Origin of the sequence: Stenotrophomonas sp. GD04024, from assembly GCF_029837545.1 — a bacterium.
GTDB lineage: Bacteria > Pseudomonadota > Gammaproteobacteria > Xanthomonadales > Xanthomonadaceae > Stenotrophomonas > Stenotrophomonas forensis.
This window is the reverse complement of sequence record NZ_JAOEDV010000023.1, coordinates 37,561-59,799: the sequence shown is the minus strand read 5'-3', so window position 1 is coordinate 59,799 and position 22,239 is coordinate 37,561. Positions and strand designations below refer to the sequence as shown.

The 22,239-nt window shown below is 66.3% G+C and carries 24 protein-coding genes, 1 tRNA gene and 1 pseudogene; 11 read left to right on the top strand and 15 right to left on the bottom strand.

The genetic code is table 11. The annotated features are described in order from the left end of the window. Window positions 1-111 precede the first annotated feature (111 nt). The 5 genes from recQ (at window position 112) to N7590_RS10085 (ending at window position 5,938) form a co-directional block, all read left to right on the top strand. Entirely contained in the window at window positions 112-1,917 is a 1,806-nt protein-coding gene (gene recQ, locus N7590_RS10105) for a DNA helicase RecQ (RefSeq protein ID WP_053511467.1), read from the top strand. Between the two features lie 167 nt (window positions 1,918-2,084). After that, complete coding sequence (locus N7590_RS10100; protein WP_164242906.1) at window positions 2,085-2,468, top strand: CopL family metal-binding regulatory protein; 384 nt, start codon at window positions 2,085-2,087, stop codon at window positions 2,466-2,468. 75 nt (window positions 2,469-2,543) lie between these two features. Continuing rightward, window positions 2,544-4,367: a copper resistance system multicopper oxidase gene (locus tag N7590_RS10095; RefSeq protein ID WP_164242907.1), complete on the top strand. Its 1,824-nt coding sequence runs from the start codon at window positions 2,544-2,546 to the stop codon at window positions 4,365-4,367. Continuing rightward, complete coding sequence (locus N7590_RS10090; protein WP_164242908.1) at window positions 4,364-5,344, top strand: copper resistance protein B; 981 nt, start codon at window positions 4,364-4,366, stop codon at window positions 5,342-5,344. Before N7590_RS10095 ends, N7590_RS10090 begins: the two co-directional genes overlap by 4 nt. Window positions 5,345-5,425: 81 nt before the next feature. Then, window positions 5,426-5,938 (top strand): GNAT family N-acetyltransferase, encoded by a 513-nt coding sequence (locus N7590_RS10085; protein ID WP_053511471.1) that lies wholly within the window; start codon window positions 5,426-5,428, stop codon window positions 5,936-5,938. 117 nt (window positions 5,939-6,055) lie between these two features. Here N7590_RS10085 and N7590_RS10080 read toward each other — a convergent pair whose 3' ends face one another. Beyond that, window positions 6,056-6,370, bottom strand: coding sequence for a zf-TFIIB domain-containing protein (locus N7590_RS10080; protein WP_164242909.1), 315 nt, complete (start codon window positions 6,368-6,370; stop codon window positions 6,056-6,058). Window positions 6,371-6,519: 149 nt separating this feature from the next. Here N7590_RS10080 and N7590_RS10075 point away from each other — a divergent pair, with 149 nt between their 5' ends. After that, window positions 6,520-7,287, top strand: coding sequence for a CPBP family glutamic-type intramembrane protease (locus N7590_RS10075; RefSeq protein ID WP_279935440.1), 768 nt, complete (start codon window positions 6,520-6,522; stop codon window positions 7,285-7,287). A gap of 92 nt (window positions 7,288-7,379) precedes the next feature. Beyond that, window positions 7,380-7,802: a response regulator gene (locus N7590_RS10070; protein ID WP_006438906.1), complete on the top strand. Its 423-nt coding sequence runs from the start codon at window positions 7,380-7,382 to the stop codon at window positions 7,800-7,802. Between the two features lie 67 nt (window positions 7,803-7,869). On the opposite strand, the gene N7590_RS10065 is transcribed toward N7590_RS10070, so the two are convergent. Both N7590_RS10065 and N7590_RS10060 read right to left on the bottom strand, forming a co-directional pair. Beyond that, window positions 7,870-8,808 (bottom strand): alpha/beta hydrolase-fold protein, encoded by a 939-nt coding sequence (locus tag N7590_RS10065; RefSeq protein ID WP_164242911.1) that lies wholly within the window; start codon window positions 8,806-8,808, stop codon window positions 7,870-7,872. Window positions 8,809-8,890: 82 nt separating this feature from the next. Beyond that, on the bottom strand, window positions 8,891-9,742 hold the full coding sequence (locus N7590_RS10060) for an alpha/beta hydrolase-fold protein (RefSeq protein ID WP_164242912.1): 852 nt from the start codon (window positions 9,740-9,742) through the stop codon (window positions 8,891-8,893). Window positions 9,743-10,022: 280 nt separating this feature from the next. On the opposite strand from N7590_RS10060, the gene N7590_RS10055 reads away from it, so the two are divergent. After that, window positions 10,023-10,463, top strand: a complete 441-nt coding sequence (locus tag N7590_RS10055) for a hypothetical protein (RefSeq protein ID WP_230078976.1) — start codon at window positions 10,023-10,025, stop codon at window positions 10,461-10,463. A gap of 78 nt (window positions 10,464-10,541) precedes the next feature. After that, a complete protein-coding gene (locus N7590_RS10050; RefSeq protein ID WP_053511475.1) occupies window positions 10,542-10,859 on the top strand; it encodes a hypothetical protein in 318 nt (105 codons plus the stop codon). Window positions 10,860-11,250: 391 nt separating this feature from the next. On the opposite strand, the gene N7590_RS10045 is transcribed toward N7590_RS10050, so the two are convergent. Continuing rightward, the gene (locus tag N7590_RS10045) at window positions 11,251-12,192 is read right to left on the bottom strand and encodes an aromatic alcohol reductase (RefSeq protein ID WP_164241911.1); all 942 of its coding nucleotides are present in this window, start codon (window positions 12,190-12,192) and stop codon (window positions 11,251-11,253) included. A gap of 142 nt (window positions 12,193-12,334) precedes the next feature. On the opposite strand from N7590_RS10045, the gene N7590_RS10040 reads away from it, so the two are divergent. After that, window positions 12,335-12,691, top strand: coding sequence for a helix-turn-helix domain-containing protein (locus N7590_RS10040; protein WP_233614865.1), 357 nt, complete (start codon window positions 12,335-12,337; stop codon window positions 12,689-12,691). Window positions 12,692-13,010: 319 nt separating this feature from the next. On the opposite strand, the gene N7590_RS10035 is transcribed toward N7590_RS10040, so the two are convergent. Further along, a tRNA-Lys gene (locus tag N7590_RS10035) sits at window positions 13,011-13,086 on the bottom strand. 235 nt (window positions 13,087-13,321) lie between these two features. On the opposite strand from N7590_RS10035, the pseudogene N7590_RS10030 reads away from it, so the two are divergent. Next, window positions 13,322-13,567, top strand: a pseudogene (locus N7590_RS10030) (hypothetical protein); the annotation flags it as partial. A 134-nt stretch (window positions 13,568-13,701) separates the two neighbouring features. On the opposite strand, the gene queC reads toward N7590_RS10030, so the two are convergent. The 10 genes from queC to ruvB all read right to left on the bottom strand — a co-directional run bounded on the left by queC (window position 13,702) and on the right by ruvB (window position 22,010). Then, window positions 13,702-14,367, bottom strand: a complete 666-nt coding sequence (queC, locus tag N7590_RS10025) for a 7-cyano-7-deazaguanine synthase QueC (RefSeq protein ID WP_014038216.1) — start codon at window positions 14,365-14,367, stop codon at window positions 13,702-13,704. 78 nt (window positions 14,368-14,445) lie between these two features. Next, a complete protein-coding gene (queE, locus tag N7590_RS10020) occupies window positions 14,446-15,147 on the bottom strand; it encodes a 7-carboxy-7-deazaguanine synthase QueE (protein ID WP_164242869.1) in 702 nt (233 codons plus the stop codon). Window positions 15,148-15,348: 201 nt separating this feature from the next. Continuing rightward, entirely contained in the window at window positions 15,349-16,167 is an 819-nt protein-coding gene (ybgF, locus tag N7590_RS10015; RefSeq protein WP_279935438.1) for a tol-pal system protein YbgF, read from the bottom strand. A 3-nt stretch (window positions 16,168-16,170) separates the two neighbouring features. Continuing rightward, on the bottom strand, window positions 16,171-16,689 hold the full coding sequence (gene pal / locus N7590_RS10010; protein ID WP_005410748.1) for a peptidoglycan-associated lipoprotein Pal: 519 nt from the start codon (window positions 16,687-16,689) through the stop codon (window positions 16,171-16,173). Window positions 16,690-16,753: 64 nt separating this feature from the next. Further along, the gene (gene tolB, locus N7590_RS10005; RefSeq protein WP_006438808.1) at window positions 16,754-18,073 is read right to left on the bottom strand and encodes a Tol-Pal system beta propeller repeat protein TolB; all 1,320 of its coding nucleotides are present in this window, start codon (window positions 18,071-18,073) and stop codon (window positions 16,754-16,756) included. A gap of 190 nt (window positions 18,074-18,263) precedes the next feature. After that, window positions 18,264-19,316 carry a cell envelope integrity protein TolA gene (gene tolA, locus N7590_RS10000; protein WP_053511480.1) on the bottom strand — a complete coding sequence of 351 codons (1,053 nt, stop codon included), beginning with the start codon at window positions 19,314-19,316 and terminating at the stop codon, window positions 18,264-18,266. Further along, complete coding sequence (tolR, locus tag N7590_RS09995; RefSeq protein ID WP_006438804.1) at window positions 19,306-19,734, bottom strand: protein TolR; 429 nt, start codon at window positions 19,732-19,734, stop codon at window positions 19,306-19,308. Before tolR ends, tolA begins: the two co-directional genes overlap by 11 nt. A 24-nt stretch (window positions 19,735-19,758) precedes the next feature. Beyond that, window positions 19,759-20,538, bottom strand: a complete 780-nt coding sequence (gene tolQ, locus N7590_RS09990; protein WP_006438802.1) for a protein TolQ — start codon at window positions 20,536-20,538, stop codon at window positions 19,759-19,761. A 10-nt stretch (window positions 20,539-20,548) separates the two neighbouring features. Beyond that, window positions 20,549-20,980 carry a tol-pal system-associated acyl-CoA thioesterase gene (gene ybgC, locus N7590_RS09985; protein WP_006438800.1) on the bottom strand — a complete coding sequence of 144 codons (432 nt, stop codon included), beginning with the start codon at window positions 20,978-20,980 and terminating at the stop codon, window positions 20,549-20,551. Then, window positions 20,970-22,010 carry a Holliday junction branch migration DNA helicase RuvB gene (gene ruvB / locus N7590_RS09980; RefSeq protein WP_008264609.1) on the bottom strand — a complete coding sequence of 347 codons (1,041 nt, stop codon included), beginning with the start codon at window positions 22,008-22,010 and terminating at the stop codon, window positions 20,970-20,972. Before ruvB ends, ybgC begins: the two co-directional genes overlap by 11 nt. Window positions 22,011-22,239 lie beyond the last annotated feature (229 nt).

Sequence of the window (22,239 nt, the reverse complement as noted above, 5' to 3'; positions counted from 1 at the left end):
GCCCAACCAGCAGACACCCCAGAGCCAGCTGTTGCCTTTGACGTTGATCTGGCCTGGAGCAGGTGCAGGGCGCAGCCCTGCCGAGCCCCCCCGCCGGGGTAAACTACCCGGATGGCTTCCCGTCCCGCGCACGACCTGCTCCAACGCGTCTTTGGTTACGACGACTTCCGTGGTCCGCAGCAGGACATCGTGGAGCACGTGGCTGCCGGTCACGATGCCCTGGTGCTGATGCCCACCGGCGGCGGCAAATCGCTGTGCTACCAGGTGCCGGCCCTGCTGCGTGACGGTTGCGGCATCGTCATCTCGCCGCTGATCGCGCTGATGCAGGACCAGGTCGAGGCGCTGCGCCAGCTCGGCGTGCGCGCCGAGTACCTGAATTCGACCCTGGACGCCGAAACCGCCGGTCGCGTCGAACGCGAACTTCTGGCCGGCGAACTGGACATGCTCTATGTCGCGCCCGAGCGCCTGCTGACCGGCCGCTTCCTGTCGCTGCTGTCACGCAGCCACATCTCCTTGTTCGCCATCGACGAGGCGCACTGCGTGTCGCAGTGGGGCCACGATTTCCGCCCCGAATACCGCCAGCTGACCGTCCTGCACGAGCGCTGGCCGGACATTCCGCGCATCGCGCTGACCGCCACCGCCGACCCGCCCACCCAACGCGAGATCGCCGAGCGCCTGGACCTGGCCGAGGCCCGCCACTTCGTCAGCTCGTTCGACCGTCCCAACATCCGTTACACCGTGGTTCAGAAGGACAACGCCCGCAAGCAGCTGACCGATTTCCTGCGTGGCCACCGCAGCGAGGCCGGCATCGTTTACTGCATGTCACGGCGCAAGGTCGAGGAAACCGCTGAATTCCTCTGCGGCCAGGGCTTCAATGCCCTGCCCTACCACGCCGGCCTGCCGCCGGAGGTCCGCGCCAACAACCAGCGCCGCTTCCTGCGCGAAGACGGCATCGTGATGTGCGCCACCATCGCTTTCGGCATGGGCATCGACAAGCCGGACGTGCGCTTCGTGGCGCATACCGACCTGCCCAAGTCGATGGAAGGCTATTACCAGGAAACCGGCCGCGCCGGCCGCGATGGCGAGGCCGCCGAGGCCTGGCTGTGCTATGGCCTGGGCGACGTAGTGCTGCTCAAGCAGATGATCGAGCAGTCCGAGGCCAGCGAAGAGCGCAAGCAGCTGGAGCGTTCCAAGCTCGACCACCTGCTGGGCTACTGCGAATCCATGCAGTGCCGCCGCCAGGTGCTGCTGGCCGGTTTCGGCGAGACCTATCCGCAGCCCTGCGGCAACTGCGACAACTGCCTGACCCCGCCGGCCGCCTGGGACGCCACCGTCCCCGCACAGAAGGCGCTGAGCTGCGTCTACCGCAGTGGCCAGCGCTTTGGCGTCGGCCATCTGATCGACATCCTGCGCGGCAGCGAGAACGAGAAGGTCAAGCAGCAGGGCCACGACAAGCTGAGCACCTATGCGATCGGCCGCGACCTGGATGCGCGCACCTGGCGCAGCGTGTTCCGCCAGTTGGTGGCCGCCAGCCTGCTGGAAGTGGACAGCGAAGGCCACGGCGGCCTGCGCCTGACCGATGCCAGCCGCGCCGTACTGACCGGCCGCCGCCAGATCAGCATGCGCCGCGATGCCGCCAGCACCAGCAGCGGCCGCGAACGCAGCGCGCAGCGCACCGGCCTGTCGGTGCTGCCGCAGGACCTTGCCCTGTTCAACGCCCTGCGCGGCCTGCGCGCCGAACTGGCGCGTGAACAGAACGTGCCGGCCTTCGTGATCTTCCACGACAGCACCCTGCGCAACATCGCCGAGCAGCGCCCGACCAGCCTGGATGAACTGGCCCGGGTCGGCGGCATCGGCGGCACCAAGCTCAGCCGCTACGGCCCGCGCCTGGTGGAGATCGTGCGCGAGGAAGGGTAATGGCGATCCCGTTTGTAGAGTCGAGCTTGCTCGACTGCTGTTGATTCCACGCCAGGAGCAGTCGAGCAAGCTCGACGCTACAAATCCCACCCTGGTGCTGCTCCAACCTTGAACCGGCCATTCAGCCAGAAGTGCATCCGCGCCCGCTTGCGGCTAAATTGGCGTCCATGTCCCTGGCCTCGACCCTGCTCCGTGTCGTGCTCATGCTCAGCCTGTTGCTCAACGGGCTGAACGCGGCCATGGCCAGTGGTCACGAGGAGATGGGCCGGATGGCCCATGCCGTGGCCGCCGCCGCCGAAGACGGCGAGGCCGACTGCCACCACCACGCCGGCATGCAGGCCGAACAGGCTCCGCAGGCCAAGGCCCCCGCCCACGACGCCCATTGCCAGATCAAGGACTGCGTGCGCAGCTGCGCGCAGCACCCGTTGCTGGTGGTGCAACCCCTGCCGTACCTGGCCGGCCCGGCATTGTCGCTGGCACCGCAACCGATGCCGGCCAATGGCCGCCCGGCGCCGCCACTGCCGCCGATCTCGCGCCCTCCCATCGGCTGATTCCACGCGTACCGTGCGCGCTGCGCACCAGAGCCGGCTGTTTGCCGGCATCTATCCGTGTCTGGAGTCACCACCATGAATACCCGCATTCCCCCCGGCCCGGGCGCTGTGCCCATGCCGTCGCGCCGCCTGTTCGTGCAGGGCCTGGCCGCCGGTGGCGTCGTCGCCGGCATTGCCGCCGTCGGCGTGCCGCAGCGCGCGCTCGCCGCCGCCACGTCCACGCCGCGCCTGGCCGGCGCCCCCGCCGTGCTCAGCGACACCCGCGTCGAGCTGTCCATCGGCGAATCGCTGGCCAACTTCACCGGCCGCACCCGCCCGGCGATCACCGTCAACGGCTCGCTGCCGGCACCGATCCTGCGCTGGCGCGAAGGCCAGAGCGTGGACCTGTTCGTGCGCAACACGCTGCAGCGCCACCCGACCTCGATCCACTGGCACGGCATCCTGCTGCCGGCCAACATGGACGGCGTGCCCGGCCTGAGCTTCAACGGCATCGGTCCCGGCGAGACCTACCACTATCATTTCGACCTCAAGCAGTCGGGCACCTACTGGTACCACAGCCACTCGATGTTCCAGGAGCAGGCCGGCCTGTACGGCGCGCTGATCATCGACCCGGCCGAGCCGGCACCGTACCACCACGACCGCGAGCACGTGATCCTGCTGTCGGACTGGACCGACATGGACCCGGGTGCGTTGTTCCGGCGCATGAAGAAGCTCGCCGAGCACGACAACTACTACAAGCGCACGCTGCCGGACCTCCTGCGCGACGTGAAACGCGACGGCTGGTCGGCCGCACTGTCCGACCGTGTCATGTGGGGGCGGATGCGAATGACCCCGACCGACATCTCCGACATCAACGCGCACACCTACACCTACCTGATGAACGGTACCGCGCCGGCCGGCAACTGGACCGGGCTGTTCCGCAGCGGCGAGAAGGTACTGCTGCGCTTCATCAACGGCGCCTCGATGACCTACTTCGACGTGCGCATCCCCGGGCTGAAGATGACCGTGGTCGCCGCCGACGGCCAGTACATCCATCCGGTCAGCATCGACGAGTTCCGCATCGCACCGGCCGAGACCTATGACGTACTGGTGGAGCCCACTGGCCAGGATGCGTTCACCCTTTTCTGCCAGGACATGGGCCGCACCGGCTTTGCCGCCGGCACGCTGGCGGTGCGCCATGGCCTGCAGGCACCGATTCCGGCGCGTGATCCGCGCCCGTTGCTGACGATGTCGGACATGGGGCACGACATGGCAGGGCATGACATGGGCGGCCACGCTGGCCACGACATGGCCGCGATGAAAAGCATGGAAGGCGGCTGCGGTGCCAGCATGGGCCACGGCGCACATGGCGGTGGCAGCGATACCGCCAGCAAGGCACCGAAGCACCCGGCCAGCGAGCGCAACAACCCGCTGGTGGACATGCAGAGCTCAGCCACCGAACCCAGACTGGACGATCCGGGCATCGGCCTGCGCGACAACGGCCGCCAGGTGCTGACCTACGGCGCGATGCGCAGCCTGTTCGAGGACCCGGATGGGCGTGAACCGGGCCGCGAGATCGAGCTGCACCTGACCGGCCACATGGAGAAATTCTCCTGGTCGTTCGATGGCATCCCGTTCGCCAGCGCCGAGCCGCTGCGGCTGAACTACGGCGAACGCATGCGCATCGTGCTGGTCAACGACACCATGATGCAGCACCCGATCCACCTGCACGGCGTGTGGAGCGACCTGGAAGACGCACAGGGCCAATTCCAGGTGCGCAAGCACACCATCGACATGCCGCCGGGCACCCGCCGCAGCTATCGCGTGCGCGCCGACGCACTCGGTCGCTGGGCTTACCACTGCCACCTGCTGTACCACATGGAAGCAGGCATGATGCGCGAAGTGAGGATCGAAGAATGAGCCGCACACTGCTTTCCCCCAGCCTGCTGGCCCTGGGCCTGGCGACTGCACTTCCGGTATTCGCGCAGTCGCATGCCGGCCATGACATGGCCGCGATGGATGCGCCTGCGAAAGCCACGAAGACGCCGGTCGAACCGGTTGATCATTCGAAGATGGATCACTCGAAGATGGATCACGGTACGACGCAGCCGGCGACGATGGATCATTCCTCGATGGATCATTCAACGATGGACCACGCCGCGATGGGCCACGGATCGCCTGCACCGACCGAGCCACGCGAGCCGATCCCGATCCCGACCGACGCCGACCGCGCCGCCGCCTTTCCACCGATCGCACACGGCGCGATGGAACATGCGCCGGAGATCAACAGCCTGCTGCTGATCGACCGCCTCGAACACTGGGACGGCAAGAGCGGCAACGGCCAGGCCTGGGAAGCGACCGGCTGGATCGGCGGCAACATCAATCGCCTGTGGCTGCGCACCGATGGCGAACGCAGCCGTGGCCGCACCGAGTCGTCATCGCTGGAAGCCCTATACGGCCGCAGTGTGTCGCCCTGGTGGGACGTGCTGATCGGCGTGCGCCAGGACTTCCGGCCGGCTGACTCGCGCACCTGGGCCGCGCTCGGCATCCAGGGCCTGGCGCCGTACAAGTTCGAGAGCTCGGCCACGCTCTACATGGGCTCCGGCGGCCAGGTACTGGCCAAGGCCGAAGTCGAGTACGACGTGCTGCTGACCAATCGCCTGATCCTGCAGCCGTTGCTGGAAGCCACCGTGGCGGCCAGGGACGAACCGGAGTACGGCATCGGCCGCGGCCTGAACAAGGTGGAAGCCGGCCTGCGCCTGCGCTACGAGTTCAGCCGCCGCTTCGCGCCGTACATCGGCATCAGCCACGAACGCACGTTTGGCGACACCGCCGATTACGCCGGTGACCACGCGCGCGACACGCGCTGGGTGGCCGGCGTGCGCATGTGGTTCTGAGCAGCGGAGTGTGAGCAACCGCCAGCCCCGGCAGGCGCCGGGGCCGGCTACACTGCGCCACGTTCCAATGCAGGCCCCACCATGTCGTTGCAGATCCGCCGCGCCACCCTGTCCGATGTCGAAGCGCTGTCGGCCATCGCCATCACCACCTACAACGAGACCTGGGGTGACTCGTACCCGCCGCAGGAACTGCGCGATTTCCTGCAGGCGCACTACAGCAGCGAACCGCAGCGCGCCGAGCTGTCCGACCCACGCAGTGCGGTCTGGCTGCTGATGGATGGCGGCAACGTGGTCGGCTACATGGCCGCCGGTGCCAACACCCTGCCGCATGCCGAGGCACGCGAGGGCGACATTGAACTGAAGCGTTTCTACATCCTGGCCGACTACCAGAACGGCGGTCATGGCGCGCGCCTGATGGACGCGTTCATGGCGTGGCTGGACCACCCGCAGCGCCGCACCCTGTGGGTGGGCGTGTGGGAAGAGAACTTCGGTGCGCAGCGCTTCTACGCACGCTATGGCTGCAGCAAGGTGGGCGAGTATGAATTCATCGTCGGCGAGACCCACGACCGCGAGTTCATCCTGCGCCGGCCGTGATCACGGCCCCGTAGAGTCGAGCTTGCTCGACTACTGTCGGAACAGCCAGTCGAGCAAGCTCGACTCTACGAAGAGCGGAGCAGTCGAGCAAGCTCGACTCTACGAAGAGCGAACCGCTCAGAAATCGAACAGTTCGGACAGGAAGCTGTCCTTCTTCTTTTTCTTGTAGCCGTGCCCATGCTGCTGGCCGCGGTTGTCTTCGTAGCGCTGGCCGAGATGACGCGTGTCACGGTGCATCACCGGCGGCGGCGTGGAAGCCCGCTGCTGCTGCACAGGCGCAGGTGGCGGCACCGCCGCTCCGGCGCGCTCGATGATCTTGTCCAGCTCGCCACGGTCCAGCCACACGCCACGGCAACCCGGGCAGTAGTCGATCTCGATGCCATGGCGTTCGGCCATCTGCAGGGTCTGGGTCGTGCATACGGGGCACAGCATGGGCATTGCTCCTGTCGGTCTGGCATCGACTGTACCTGCCCTGCGATGACTGTGCGGCAACACATGACCGATGGCACAGGGACTTCCGGCGCGTGCCGGCGGAAGCGGCCGGCCCGACACTGCGGCCTTGTCCCGCAGGGAGTGCGCGCATGACCATGCTGTCCCGCCTGCCCAATCCGGTGCGCCTGTTGCTGGTGCTGCTGGCCGTTGGCCTTGGCCTGAACCTGCGCGATATCGCCGCGGCCATCGGTGCACCGATTCCTGCGCTGCCCATCCCCTATGGCGGTAGCCTGCTCGACAATGCACTGGCCGTACTGCTGGCGCTGTTGCTGGCCGCGCTGCTGCGCCCCCGCGGCGTGGGCCTGTTCGCCAGTCTCGGGCTGCACGGCAGCGGCTGGAGCGGACCGCTGTGCGTGCTGCTGGCCAGCCTGCCCTGCTGGCTCGGCCTGGCCCTGCTGGGCACACCTAACACCGCACTGACCGTCCTGGACGCAGCGATGCTCGCGGTACTGTTCCCCGTGGCCGAAGAGATGCTGTTCCGCGGCCTGGGTTTCATCCTGCTGGTGAAGATCGTGCGCGGCCCGTGGCCCCTGCTCGCACTGCCGCAGGCGTTGCTGTTCGGCTGGGTGCACTGGCTCGGTTTCGGCGGTTTCGAGGGCGGTGGCACCGCGCTGTTCATCGGCGCGGTGATCGCCTTCGGTGGCTTCATCTTCGCCTGGCTCGACCACCTCGACGGCGACACCCTGTGGTGCGGCCTGGTGCTGCACGTTTCGATGAACCTGGCCTGGAATGTGTTCAGCCTCGATGACGCCACCGCATTGGGCTGGCAGGCCACCAGCCTGCGCATCGGCACGGCCCTGCTGGCGGTGGCCGCGCTGGCCTGGCACAGGCGTCGTCGCCGCCCGACACGCCTGTAACGCCCACTTAGCCTGCCGTGCACGCCGGTATCACTACCGGCTTGCGCATACTTGCGCGCCTTTTCACCGTTGCTGTCCGGAGTTGTCGCGTCATGTTGCTGTCCAAGCGCCACGTTGAACCCCGCGTCCTGCTGATCGAGGACGCGGAGGAAACCCGCGAACTGAGCCGGCTGGCGCTGGAAAGCCAGGCCTGCCACGTGGTGGGCGTCAGCTCGGCCGAAGCCGCGTTGGGCCTGCTGGCCGCCGGTGAGCGCTTCGACCTGCTGTTCACCGACGTCAACCTGGGCCGGGTGAGCGGGATTGAAGCCGCCAACCAGGTACGCGACCTTTATCCGTACCTGCCGATCCTGGTCACTTCGGGCATGGATCAGCACCGCGTGCTGCCACAGCTGCGCGACGGCATCCATTTCCTGCCCAAGCCCTACAACATGAGCGAACTGCTGGATGCCATCCGCCTGTGCTTCCGGCACGCGGACGTGGGCGTGCTGACCGGACCGGACGCACAGGCGGCCTGAGGCATTCATCCACGCATGGCGTGGATCTACTGAATCCGCGTCTCATCGGCGTGGCTGCAACCGCCGATCAACCGCTGCTGTACGGCCCGGTACCCGGAAACACCTTCAACAACGCGCGGGTGATCATGTCCGGGTAGACCGTGAAGTGGTCCTCGTCGTCGATCACCATGTTCTCCACCTTCAACGATCGCCCGCTGTTGCGCAGCTGCTCTGCGAATTCGGCGTTATGGCGCAGCATATCGTTGCGGGTGAAATAACGCGGTTCCGGCTTGACCGTTTCAAAGCTGCCCACCGACAGCACCACCGTGGTCGGCTGCGTCGGCGCCCTGGCCTCGGCCTGCAGGCGCGGCACAAGGTGGTTGTCGAACCACAGCGACGGGCTGGACAGGATGTAGGTACGGAACATGTCCGGACGCGTGGTCAGCACGTAGGCGCCGAACAGGCCGCCGTAGGAATGGCCAGCATAGGCGCGCCGTGCCGGATCGGTGCGGTAGCGCGCATCGATCATCGGCAGCACGCGCTCGGCGAGGAAATCGCGGTAATGCGCGGCGCCGCCATAGCTGACGTCATCACTGTAGTCACGCGGATCGGTGCGCGCCGGGTCGCTGGGCGTGTAGTCCCGCGAGCGGCTCTGCTTCGAGGTCAGGCCTTCCTGCGGAGGCAGCCCGACCAGGATGAAATCCTCCAGGTTGACGCCCTTCTGCCCCACCATGCTGCGCACGCTGCGCACCAGCGGGAAGCTGTACAGCGCGTCTGTCACGTACAGCACCGGGTAGTGCTTCTCCGGATGTGCGGCGTAGTCGGCCGGCAACGCCACCCAGACCGGATAATCGCGGCCGACCGGATCGTGCACGCGCAGCGCTTCGGTATCCGGCAGCACCACGCCCGGCGCAGCGGTGGCCGCGCTTTCCTTCGCTTCACTCTGCGTTGCCGGCGGTGCCACCGACATCGCACAACCACTCACGGCCAGGCAGGCCGCCACACTCCATCCACGCACACGCTGCATCCACACGCTCCCGTTGCGGTCGGCGCACCGGATGGCGCCGCTGCCGCATCCTTGCATGGCGCGCAACGCGGTGCCAGTGCGGTCAGGGCGAGGCCGGCGGCGGTGCCGGGAACAGCGTGCGCAGCGCCTGCAATGCGGCCGGATGATAGATCGTGGCGTGGGTTTCCTCCGGCAGTGGCAGGTACTTCACCAGCGGCGACGGCGAGGGCTGCTCCAGCAGCGTTGCCAGCTGCGCGGCAGAGGCTGCCAGCTCCGGCTGCCCGCTGCTGGCCAGGAACACGCTCGGCTGCGCACGCGTCACTGCCGGCAGCTGCTTGGCTGCACCCGCCAGCATCGTTCCCCGGTTCCACCACAGGCTGGGGTCCAGCGCGATGTAGCTGTTGAACAGCGTCGGTTCCTGCAGCAGCGTCTCGACCACGAACAGGCCAGCCAGCGACTCGCCGATCAGCGCGCGCTCGTCGGTGGTCGGGTAGCGCTGGCGCACCTGCGGCATCAGTTCATCGCGCAGGAACGTGCGGTAAGCCGCCGAGCCACCGATGCGCGGCGCGATCTTCTGGTCCTGCGGATCCTTGCTGGGGCCGGTCATGTCGCGGCGGCGTTCGGTGTTCTCGATGCCGACCAGCAGGAACGGACGCATGCTGCCGTTGGCGCTCAGTACCTGCACCAGCCCGGCCACATGCAGGAAGTCCTCGCCGATACCACCGTCGGGCATGTAGAGCACCGGCAGCGGCGTCTTCGGGTCCAGGCCCCACGGCTGCGGGCGGTAGACGTTGATGCGGCGGGTTTCGCCCAGCGCCTTCGACTGTACGGTGAAGGTCTCGCCAATGACCAGTGGAGTTGCGGTGGCTGATTGTGCGGCCAGCGCTGGCTCGGCCGCCATCAAGGGTGCGGCGGAGATGGCGGACAACAACAGCGGCAGCACGATGAGACGCATGGGGAAAACCCATCCTGGGAAAGAGGCCGAGCATAGCGCCCAGCGGTAGGCATTGGAGGCTTCGGCACGCTCAACACCCCTGCCAGATGCGTAGATCCGCACCCTGCGTGGATGGATCACTGTAGAGCCGAGCCCACGCTCGGCTAAGCACCCCACGCGAGGCGCAGCCGAGCATGGCACGGCTCTACAGGGAGCCTGCACGGATATGTCGCGTTCGCGATCCGTCGGCCTTCATGGCGGGCGGTGCGTGGGGGTTTTCGGACCCGCCGGTTACTGCGTGATGTCTCCGGGCTTGCAGCCATGCACCGTCCGCCACCCGTCCTGCACGGTGGCGCTACTGCCCAAGAGCCGAGGAATCCGAGATGACCCGACGTCCGCCCCAAGCGCCCTACTGCCCCCCGACAGCGTCAATGACGACGACAACCCCGCGCCGGATCTCAGCACGTTCTGGGGGTGCCTCAAGCGCATCCGCGATGGCGACGGCGCCGACGGCCTGCCCTGGCCGGAAACCGATCTGCCGCCGGATCGTGATCAGGCAATGGCACGCGCGGAACGTGCCGCCGTCGGCATGCTGACCGTGGCGGAAATGCTGCACGCCGCCGAACGCTGCCGGTCGATGGCCACGTCCGACCGCCATCTGGATGAAGGGGTAATCGATGGGTTGTTCTTCGCCTGCCGCGGGCTGGCGGAACTGGTATGCCGGGATATCCGCCCGGCGTAGCCGCCGTTGCACCCATAACCGGTCCATACTTGGGCCGGACGGGTCGCCAGTCCCTTCGAAACCTACAAGGAGGTTTACATGTTGAATGCCGTGCTCATCGCCGCGCTGGCCGCCAGCCCGACCGCGCCCGTACCGTACGCCGACTGCCTGCTCGGCAACATCCAGCCCGGGCTGTCCGATCGTGCCGTGCAACTGGTGCAGGAGGCCTGTGCTGCAAAGCATCCGGAGAGCTTTGCCGCAGCGATGGAACGGGAACGCAGAACCCGTGCACAGCGGCAGGCCGACTTCGACGCGGCTCAAGCGGAGGCGGCACGCTCTGCGAATGCGGCAGCAACGGCCGCTCAGGAGGCTGCCGACGCGGCGGCGGCTAAGGCGAAGACTGCGCGGACGAAGTAATTGCCCTGGACGAGCGGCACAAAAAAGGCACCGCTTGGCGGTGCCTTTTCGAATGACCTGGGTCATTGGTGCAATGGTGGGCCGTGAAGGATTCGAACCTTCGACCAAAAGATTAAAAGAAGGCTGGCGCTTCCTTTGAGAACAACCGGTTGCGCCGCTCTATTTTTCCGCCCATCGAGCGTGGAACCATTGCAGGTCCTAAGCTCACTCGACAATTTTTCCGGCGTCTCAAGCGATACGCACGGGATCCACGACCAAGACTCCACCGTTTGACGCCGGTTGCCGAGTCGTTGGCGAACTGGTGTGCCGCGACGTACAACCATCGTGAGTGTGCGGTCGGGAACGGCAATGAGAAAGGCGCCCAGGCGCCTCCTCACAATCCAGTGGCAAATCAGGAGCGCTGCACGTTGGAATCCAGCCACGCCTGCACGCCCTGCAGCTCGGCCCCGATCTTCGCATTGAAGGTTCGCTCCACATCCCACGCAACGCCCCTCCCTTGGGCAAAGGCCGCGCGATACTTCTTTATCATGTTGCCCGGGTCGTTAGCCAGTTCCTGCATGAGCTGGGGTACACCCCAGATCGTCAGCTCGAAAGGTTCGCCGAACGCCTTCTGCAGAATATCCGGAAGGTCGCCGTAGCGGATGGTGTCACCTGCCAGATACACGATCTCGTTGCGGATCGCAGGTGTGTGGAACACGATGCGCGCTGTCATTGCGCCGATATCATCCGGCGTGGTCAAGGTGACCGCGTTGCTCGCCGAACCCAGGGCGTTCACTTTATGCCCAATCAGGTCGACCACGCCGAAGTCGGGCTCGAAGAGGTAGCTGGTGAACATCCCAGTGGAGATGATCACCCAATCCATCGCAGTCTGCGAACGCAGATACTCGCGCACGTCCAGCTGGGCGTCGAACAGATCCTGGGGGCCACCGCGCCCAATGGCATCGAAATCGACACCGAACTGCCAAGGGAAGTAGCGGGGAATACCAGACTTCACCGCCGCACGCGCGACCTTCATTGGCGTATCGCGGCCTGCGGCATAGCCGGTGCATCCAATCACTGTGTCGAACTGCGCGAAGGTGGCCGCCAACGCTTCTACTGATTCAGTTACCAGATCGCCAGCAACGATATTCACCCCCAAGGCGCGGATTTCATCAACCACCCGCTGCTTCTCCGGCCGTTCTGAGTCGATCGACGTCACCCGTAGCATCACACTGATCCGTGTGCCTGGATGACTTACGGCCAAACGTGCAAGGTTCCGGATGACAGGCATTCCAAGCTCGCCTGCGCCGAGCACCAGGATCGACCGAGAGGGGGTAGTGCTGATAGATGACATGGAAATCGCCTTGTGTGTGTACGATGGCGGCGATTCTGCTCGCCTAATGGCCCACACGTAAGAAGGCACATCGATGATACCGACCGCACCGTTCATGAGTCCGGAAGAACTCCTAAGGCACTCTCAAGCCATATGCGACGGGATGAGCGAGGACGAAGATGGACTGCGCCGGGAGGTTCTGGCGCACGCTGGTAGCCGCTGGTCCCTGGGTATCATCCATGCGCTTGGCGTGTATGGAACGCTGCGTCATGCCGAGGTCGCGCGACGGATGAAGGGGATCACCCAGCGCATGCTTACGCGCACCCTCCGGCAATTGGAACGTGACGGGTTGATCAGCCGGCAGGATTTCCGCGAAGTACCGCCACATGTGGAGTACAGCATCACAGCGCTGGGCAAGGACCTTCTTGTACTGATGATTCCCATGTGGACATGGGTAGTGGCTCATGCGGAGGAATTCCGCCAATGTCGGCAGAATTTTGATTCGTCAGACGGGAAATGAAGATATGGGCCAGCAGCGGCGCAGGCAGGTAGCTTCACCCACTGGGGGGACGCTCCATCGCGTCATCACCGAGGTATTCGCGTCGGTCACATCCGACGCCAAGCGTTTGGCCTTGTGTGGGCTACAACATCGGGGCCTCACCGAAGGCACCGCAAGAACGCATATGGTCACGTCACCGAAGAGATGCGATAGCGATACGACCACGAACTGCCGGTGGTTCAACTGCCTCATAAGCCGCACGTGCTCGAGCGTGGAACCACTTAATTTTTCCGGAAATATGAAAAAGGCGCCGCAAGGGCGCCTAAATCATTGATGCAATTGGTGGGCCGTGAAGGATTCGAACCTTCGACCAAAAGATTAAAAGTCTTCTGCTCTACCGACTGAGCTAACGGCCCATTGCATTGCCCCAGCCTTTCGGCGGGGTGGGCATTCTACCCTACTTTGAGGGGCCGCGCGAAGCCTGGGGGTGCCGCGGTCGCCGGCCAGGGGCCGGCACGCTCCGTCCGGCCTGCCCGTGCTGGATCCACACAGCGTCCACCGCATCCCAGCTCGCCGCCGACAACATCGCCTGGCTCTGCCCCGTCGGTTGTGCGGTTCGTGCCGGGCGCATCAGCGCGATGCGAGACCGGGATCCGCACGCGCTTCATCGCCGAGATGGACGGCGATGCCTTGGATAACTGGCTGCACAACAGCGCCCGCAACCCGTTCGGGGTGAGTGATGTGGGCTATTACGCCGGGTATCGCATCGCGCAGGAGTACATGCAGCAGCAGGCGGATGAGAAGGCGGCGATCGCGCGGATGATCGAGTTGGACTACGCCGATGCGGGGGCGGTGCGGGCGTTTATTGAAGCGTCGGGGTGGTTGCGGCAGCGGTAACGCTGGGCTGTGCCCGGCGGGTCAGGGAGTGCGAACCAACGGTTCGCACCCACCGAGGGAGCGGTTCGCATCCACCATCCGGGATTTCACATGCATCGGGGAAGCCGGCCAGCGGCCGGCACTACCAGAGGCGGTCAGGCGTACAGCGTCGGGTCGGCCACGCCGGCTTCGGCGAAGCCCTGCGCGCGCAGGCGGCAGGCGTCGCAGTGGCCACAGGCGGCGCCGTTGGCATCGGCGTTGTAGCAGGACACGGTCAAACCGAAGTCCACGCCCAGGCGCACGCCTTCGCTGACGATCTGGCCCTTGCTGAGGAACTGCAGCGGTGCGTGCACCTTGATGCCCGCGCCTTCCACGCCCGACTTGGTGGCCAGGTTGGCCAGTGCCTGGAACGCGGCCACGAACTCGGGGCGACAGTCCGGGTAGCCGGAGTAGTCCACGGCGTTGACGCCGCAGAAGATGTCGTTGGCGCCGAGCACTTCGGCCCAGCCCAGGGCCAGCGACAGCATGATGGTGTTGCGCGCCGGCACGTAGGTGACCGGGATGCCGGCACCGCCGGCCTCGGGCACGTCGATGTCGTCGGTCAGCGCCGAGCCGCCGATGCTGCGCAGGTCCACGTCCACGGTCTTGTGCGCGACCACGCCCTGCGCCTTGGCCACGCGCGCGGCCGCATCCAGTTCGGAGGTGTGGCGCTGGCCATAGCGCACGCTCAGGGCATGCACGGCGAAGCCCTGTTCCTGGGCCATGGCGATGACGGCGGCTGAATCCATGCCGCCGGAGAGAAGCACGACTGCCTTCTTCATGGGTAAAACATCCGGTTGGGAGGGGAAAGCCAGCACGCTGTCCCGCGCCGGAACTACATCAGGGGACGCCGCCCAGGCTCACCGGCCCGGCTCGTCGTTCCACAGGATTTTATGCAACTGCATCTGGAAGCGCACCGGCAGCCGGTCTTCGACGATCCAGTCGGCCAGCTGGCGCGCGCTGATCTCGCCCTTGCTGGGCGAGAAGAACACGGTGCAACGCTTCACCAGCTCGTGCTCGGCCAGCAGGGCCTTGGCCCAGTCGTAATCCTCACGGCTGCAGATGACGAACTTGATCTGGTCGCGCGCAGTCAGCAGCGGCAGGTTGTCCCAGCGGTTGCGCGCCACTTCGGCCGAACCCGGGGTCTTGATGTCGACCACGCGCGATACGCGCGGATCCACTGCACTGACGTCCAGCGCGCCGGAGGTTTCCAGCGAGACGTCCATGCCGGCATCGCACAGCTTCTGCAGCAGTACCAGGCAGCGCTTCTGCGCCAGCGGCTCGCCACCGGTCACGCAGACATGGCGCACGCCCTGGGCCAGCACCTCGGCCACGATGTCGTCGATGTCCCACCACGTGCCGCCGTGGAAGGCATAGGCGGTGTCGCAATACTGGCAACGCAGTGGGCAGCCGGTCAGGCGCACGAACACGGTCGGCCAGCCGGCGGTATCGGCTTCGCCCTGCAGCGAGGTGAAGATCTCGGTGATCTTCAGGCGTGGCAGCGGCGACTGCACGATGTCGCTGGGGGTGGCGACGGCATTGGACGGGATAACGGCGGTCATGGCGGGTACGTCTTGGTGGGGCACGTGGCGGGGGGCTACCGTGGCCGGTAACGAAAGCAGCCGAGCATGGCCCGGCTCTACAGCAGCGACCGGGCGGCATGGCCCGGCCGGGACAACGCAGCCCGGCCGGCGTTACGGCAGCCGGAAACGCAAACAGCCGAGCGGGGGCTCGGCTCTACAGGGAACGTATTGTACGCCGGATCAGCGGATCTGCTTGCCCAGCCGGATCGACTGCAGGCGGTCCTGCGCGGTGCGCGCGGCGTCCGAGCCGGGGTATTGCGCCACGACGGTCTCCAGCGTCTGCTGGGCCTGGTCGACCTTGCCCTCGCCATACTGCGAGAGGCCGACCTTGAGCAGGCCGCCAGCGGCCTTGTCGTGGGTCGGATAGCGCGAGAGCAGTTCACGGAACTGGGTCTCGGCCATCGGGAAATTGCGGGTGGCGTAATAGCTCTCGCCCAGCCAGTACAGCGCGTTCGGCGCGTAGACGCCGTTCGGGTACAGCTGCAGGAAGCTCAGGAACAGCTGCGCCGAATCGTCGTACTTGCCGGCCTTCAGCGATTCGAAGGCCACGTTGTACGAGGTGCGCTCGTCGCCGGTAGCGGCAAGGCTGCCGGCATCACCATGGACGGAAGGCGGCCGCTCGGAAGTGGCCGCCGCTGCTGGGGTTGCCGGGGCCGGAGCGGCCTTCGGCGCAGTCGCCGGAACAGGCGGCAGGGCCGGGGCGGCGTTGCCCCCTTCCAACCGGTTCAGGCGGCTGTCCAGATCCAGGTACTGGTCCTGGGCGGACTGCTTGAGCTGGGCGTTGTCGTGCTGCAACTGCTCGATCGAGGCCTGCAGGCTGGTGACCTGCTGCCGCAGCTGATTGATCTGGTTCAACAGGTCCTGGTTGGCACTGTTGTTGTACATCTGCTGCTCGAGCGCGCCGACACGGTCGGCCAGGCTCTGTCGCTGTGCATGCGCCGGTACGGCAGCCACGAGGGCTGCCGCAACGACCAGCATCAGTTTGATGCCAATGCGCATGGATTACTGCGCGGTGTAGACGATTTCGACGCGACGGTTCTGCGACCAGCAGGACTCGTTCGACTCGGTGCAGACCGGACGCTCTTCACCGTAGGACACGACGGTCAGCTGCGAAGCCGAACCACCGTTGGCCTGCAGGGCCGAGTTGACGCCGTTGCCACGACGCTCGCCCAGGGCCTGGTTGTACGCGCGCGAACCGCGCTCGTCGGTGTGGCCCTGCAGGGTGATGCGCGAGGACGGACGGTCACGCAGGTACTTGGCGTGGCACGCCATGATGGCCTGGAATTCCGGCTTCACGTCTTCCTTGTCCAGGTCGAAGTAGACAACGCGCTGGCGCAGGCAAGCGTCGGTGTCCAGGTCGCCCGGGCCGTACAGGCCGGAGGTCGACGGGCCGGTCGGGGTGGTGGTCGAGGTGCCGGTGTCAACCGGGGCTGCCGGCTCTTCCTTCACCTTCTTCGAGCAACCGGCCAGGACGGCCACAGACAGCAGGGAAACAAGCAGAACGCGGGTGGACTTGTTCATGGCGATACCTTTGTGGCTCCTAGGCCGATGAGGGGTTCAAGACAGCGAAAATATTAACACTCTTTTAGCGCTGGGTACGGTATGGGGACCATGCCGGTTCGCGCACATCACCATCGGCCAGGACCAGGCGCTGGCGGACCCGCGCATCGGCCGAAACGGCATACAACACACCACGGCCACCTTCGCGGGCGGCGTACAACACCATGCTTGCGTTGGGCGCGAAGCTCGGCGATTCATCCAGCGAACCCGGGGACAGCGTGCTCCAGCGGGGCGAACCCAGCGAGCTGTCCATCATCGCGATCTTGTAGCTGTTGCCCGAACCCTGGGCGACGGCGATCTTCTTGCCATCGTAGGACACGGTGGGCTTGGCGTTGTAGTTGCCCTGGAAGGTCACGCGCTCGGCGCTGCCGCCGCCCGCACCAACCTTGTAGACCTGCGGACGGCCGCCGCGGTCGGAGGTGAAGTACACCGCGCTGCCATCCGGTGCCCAGGTCGGCTCGGTGTCGATGGCGAAGTGGTTGGTCAGCTGGGTCAGCTGCTTGCTGCCCAGGTCCATCACGTAGATTTCCGGATTACCCGAACGCGACAGGGTCAGGGCCAGCTTGCGGCCGTCCGGCGAGAACGCCGGGGCGCTGTTGATGCCGCGGAAGCTGGTGACCAGCTCGCGTGCGCCGGTGGCGATGTTCTGGATGTAGATCGCCGAGTTGCCACGCTCGAAGCTGACGTAGGCCAGCTTGCCGCCATCCGGGCTCCACGACGGCGACAGCAGCGGCTCGGCCGAACGCACGATGGTCTGCGGGTTGTAGCCATCGGAGTCGGCCACCATCAGCGCATAGCGCATGGCGTCGCCCTTGCCGCTGGCGGTCACGTAGGCGATGCGGGTCCAGAAGGCGCCGCGCACACCGGTGATCTTCTCGTAGATGGCATCGGCCATCTGGTGGGCGACGTCACGCATGGCATTGCCACGGGCGGTCATCGCCAGGCCCAGCAGGCGCTCGCCCTTGGGCACGTCGAACAGTTCGTATTCGACGCGGTAGGCGCCTGCACCGGCGTCGAGCACGCGGCCGACCACGATGTAGTTCTGCTTCAGCGCGCGCCAGGTGGCGAACTGGATGTCGCCGCCGCGCACCGGCTTTTCGACGATCTGCGCTTCCGGCAGCGTGCGGAACTGGCCCGAACGCTCGAGGTCGGCGCGGACCACGCCGGCGACGTCGGTCTGCGGTGCAGCCGCCGAACCCTGGTAGGGCATCGGCACGATGGTGATCGGCAGCGCGGAGGCATTGCCGCCGATGATGTCGATATCCAGCCCCTTCTGCTGCGCGACGGCAGCGAAAGGCAGCAACAGGGCCGCAAACACGGCAAGCCAGCGAGGCATCTTTTTCATGGAGCGCTCAATAGGGGGAAACCGGAACGAGGGATAGCAAAGCGGAAGTGAACCGCTTCGCAATCATGAACCAAGGGTACGTGAATTCCGGGTCAGTTCCAGCCCGTGCTCTCACGCACCGTTAACGTCGCGGCCACCTTGATGGTGGCCGGGGCCAGCGGCGACCGGACGGCCGCCCTGCCCCGCTCGATCAATCCTGCGCAGTGAAGGTCAGGTTGAGCGTGCGGTTGAACACCGACTCGAAGCCCCGGTACGGCAGCGGCTGGGCATTGAGCACGGCGGCCTCGATCGAGCGCTTGCCGGCCTCGTCATAGGGGCAGTTGGCGCCAACCTTGGCCTGCAGCACCTGGCCACCCGGAATCTGGGTGATCGTCACCTGGCACTTCTGCCCCAGCGGCACGCTGTCCGGACGCGTCCAGGTGTCGCGCACCTTGGCCTGGATGGCCGCAGCGTACTTGGCGGTCAGGTCATCACTGTTGCCACCGCCACCGGCCGCCGGCTGCGCGGCACCACTGGCGCCGGCAGCGGCCGTACCGGCAGCATTGCGCGCGGCAGCCACCTGGCGCAGTTTCTGCTCGGCCAGCTTGGCTTCCTTCTCGGCCTGCTCACGCTTGGCACGGATCTCGGCGATCTTCTTCTGCTTCTCGGCCTCGGCCTTGTCCGCAGCCTGACGCGCCTGGTCGGCCAGCTTCTTCTTGGCGTCTTCTTCCTGCTGCTTGGCCAGGCGCAGCTTCTGCTCCGCTTCTTCCTGGCGCTTGCGTTCGGTCAGGTCGATCTGCTCCTGGCGGCGCTTGGCTTCCTGCTCCTGCTTGGCCTTCTCCTGCGAGATGGCCAGCGCGTTGGCCGCTTCCTGGTCCTTGGTATCCGGCTGCGCGACACGCTCCTGCGCCTGTTGCTGCTGCGGTGTCGGCGCGTCCTGCGGGCGCGGCTCGGGAATCGGCTGCGGGGGCGGCACGGTGTCTTCCGGCACCGGGATCGGTTCGGCGACCGGCGGCGGCAGGTCTTCCAGCTTCTCCGACTGGCGCAGCGCCTGGCGCGCGGCGGACGCTTCGGACGCGGACAGCGCCAGGCTGGCCTCGACCGACGGGTCGCCGGCAGCGGCATCGGTGTTGCGCTCGGGCGACCACAGCCAGGCGCCGATGAAGATCAGCGCGACCAGCAGATGCACCAGCACCGCCAGCGCCAGGGGCAGGCCCCAGCCGGGTTCGCGCTGATGCGGAGGTGGCAGGGCGTCAGCGTGCATCGGTGGCCAGGCCTACCTTGTCTACCTTGGCGCGCTTGATCACATCCATCGCGGCGATGACCTTTTCATAGGCCACGGCACGGTCGGCGGCGACGATCACGCGCACGCCCTTGTCCTGGGCGGCGATGCCGGCCAGGCGGCCTTCCAGTTCCTCGGCCGACACGGCGGCCGGTTCCTTGGCGTCGGGCAGCTTAAGGCTGAGCTGGCCGTCCTGGCGTACCGAGACGATCACCGGGTCCTGCTTGCTTTCCAGCGCCTTGGCGTTGGACTGCGGCAGGTCGACGTCGAAGCTCAGGGTGAGCAGCGGCGCGGTGACCATGAAGATGATCAGCAGCACCAGCATGACGTCGATGTAGGGAACGACGTTGATTTCCGATTTCAGCTTGCGGCGCTTGCGGCGACCGATGGCAGCGGACATGGCTTGGACTCCCGGGTCAGGCGCTTACTCGTCGCCAGCGCTCTGGCGCTGCAGGATGGAGCTGAACTCTTCGGCGAAGGTCTCGAACCGCACCGACATGCGCTCCACGCGGGTGGTGAAGCGGTTGTAGGCCCACACCGCCGGAATCGCCACGAACAGGCCGATGGCGGTGGCAAAGAGTGCTTCGGAAATACCCGGCGCAACGGCGGCGATGCCGGCCTGCGCGCCGCTGCTGATCATGTCGTGCATGGTCACCATGATGCCGAACACGGTACCGACCAGGCCCACGTACGGGGCGGTCGAACCGATGTTGGCCAGCAGTTCCAGGTTGCGCTCGAGCTGGTCCACTTCGCGGGTGTAGGTGGTGCGCATGGCGCGCTGTGCGCCTTCCAGCTGCGCACGGCCATCCAGCCGGCGCTTGTCGCGCAGGCGGGTGTACTCGCGGAAGCCGGCTTCGAAGATCGCCTCCAGGCCGCCGACGTTGCGGCTGCGATCAGTGGCCGAGCTGTACAGCTTGCCCAGGTCGGCGCCGGACCAGAAGCGGTTCTCGAACTCGTCGGCTTCGCGGGTGGCCTGCTTGAACACGCGGGCCTTGCGGAAAATGATCACCCAGCTGACGAACGAGCCGACCAGCAGCAGCAGCACGATGATCTTCACCGGCAGGCTGGCCTTGGCCATCAGTTCGAGGTAGTTGATGCCGCCGCCGGTGGTGGCCTGGGCAAGGGTCTGTGTCGCGGCGTTGCTGACGTCGGCCGGCAGTGCCTCGGTGACCGTGGCCTGCAGGGCCAGGAGCGTTGCGATCATCCGTTGTTCCTCAGTGTTCGGATTCGGGGTGGAGGTGGGGTTGCAGCACCGCAAGGACGGATTCGTCCATGCCGCGCGGGCGGAAACTGGCCGCTTCCAGTGCGGCGATGCGGACCTGGGCCGACAGCAGCAGCTCGCCGTCGCGCAGGATCTGCTGGTCGAAGACCATGCTGGCCTTCTTCAGCTGGACCAGCGTGGCGCTCACCTGCAGGGTGTCATCCAGCCGTGCTGGCCTGATGAAATCCATCTGCATCGAGCGCACCGCGAAGACCATGCCGTGCTCGGCGCGCATGCGCTCCTGGCCGTAGCCCAGCGCACGCATCCATTCGGTCCGGGCCCGTTCCATGAAGGCCACGTAGCGGGCGTGGTAGACCACCCCGCCAGCGTCCGTATCTTCCCAGTAAATGCGTGTCGGCCAACTGAATCGCGGCTCAACCGACATCGGGAACCTCCGCGAACAGGTCCTGCGGCGGGTTCTTCGGCTTCAGGCCCATGTGCCGGTAGGCCTTGTGTGTGGCCATGCGGCCGCGCGCGGTGCGCACCAGGAAGCCCTGCTGGATCAGGTACGGTTCGACCACGTCTTCCAGCGTGCCACGTTCCTCGGACAGCGCCGCGGCCAGCGATTCGATGCCCACCGGGCCACCATCGAAGTAATCGACCATGGTCTTCAGCAGGCGCCGATCGAGCTCGTCGAAGCCCTCCGGGTCAACCTTCAGCATCTGCATCGCGGCCTGCGCGACAGCCTCGTCGATGTGGCCACCGGCCTTGACCTGGGCATAGTCGCGCACGCGGCGCAGCAGGCGGTTGGCGATACGCGGCGTGCCACGCGCGCGGCGCGCGATCTCGCCAGCGCCATCGGCGGTGCAGTCGATGCCGAGGATGCTGGCCGAGCGGCGCACGATCCGGGTCAGCTCTTCGACGCTGTAGAACTCCAGGCGCTGGACGATGCCGAAGCGGTCGCGCAGCGGCGCGGTCAGCAGGCCGGCGCGGGTGGTGGCGCCGATCAGGGTGAACGGCGGCAGGTCGATCTTGATCGAACGGGCCGCAGGGCCCTCGCCGATCATGATGTCGATCTGGAAATCTTCCATGGCCGGGTACAGCACTTCCTCGACCACCGGCGACAGGCGATGGATCTCGTCGATGAACAGCACATCGTGCGGCTGCAGGTTGGTCAGCAGCGCGGCCAGGTCACCGGCCTTCTCGATCACCGGGCCGGAGGTGACCCGCAGGGCCACGCCCAGCTCGTTGGCGATGACGTGGCTGAGGGTAGTCTTGCCCAGGCCGGGCGGCCCGAAGATCAGCACGTGGTCCAGCGCGTCGCCACGACCCTTGGCCGCCTGGATGTAGATTTCCATCTGCTCGCGCACCGGCACCTGGCCGAGGTAGTCGGCTAGCCGCTTGGGGCGGATGCTGGCGTCGGCGGCGTCATCCTCGCGGGTGGCGCCGGCGCCGATGATGCGGTCGTCGGTCATGTGCTGATTATGCGGCAAAAGTACGGGTTTCGGCCGGGCTGCGCCCGGCACCCGCTAACGGCAACGTCAACTTCAAAAGCCGGTTTCCTGCGGGATGGCGGGGTGGGTCCGGTTGCGGGGGACGCCGTAAACCCATCCATGGGGGCTTGGTCGCGGCATCCATGCCGCTCACACCCCCGCAACCGGACCCACCCCGCCTTCGACAGATTCCTGCGATCTGTCGGAATGA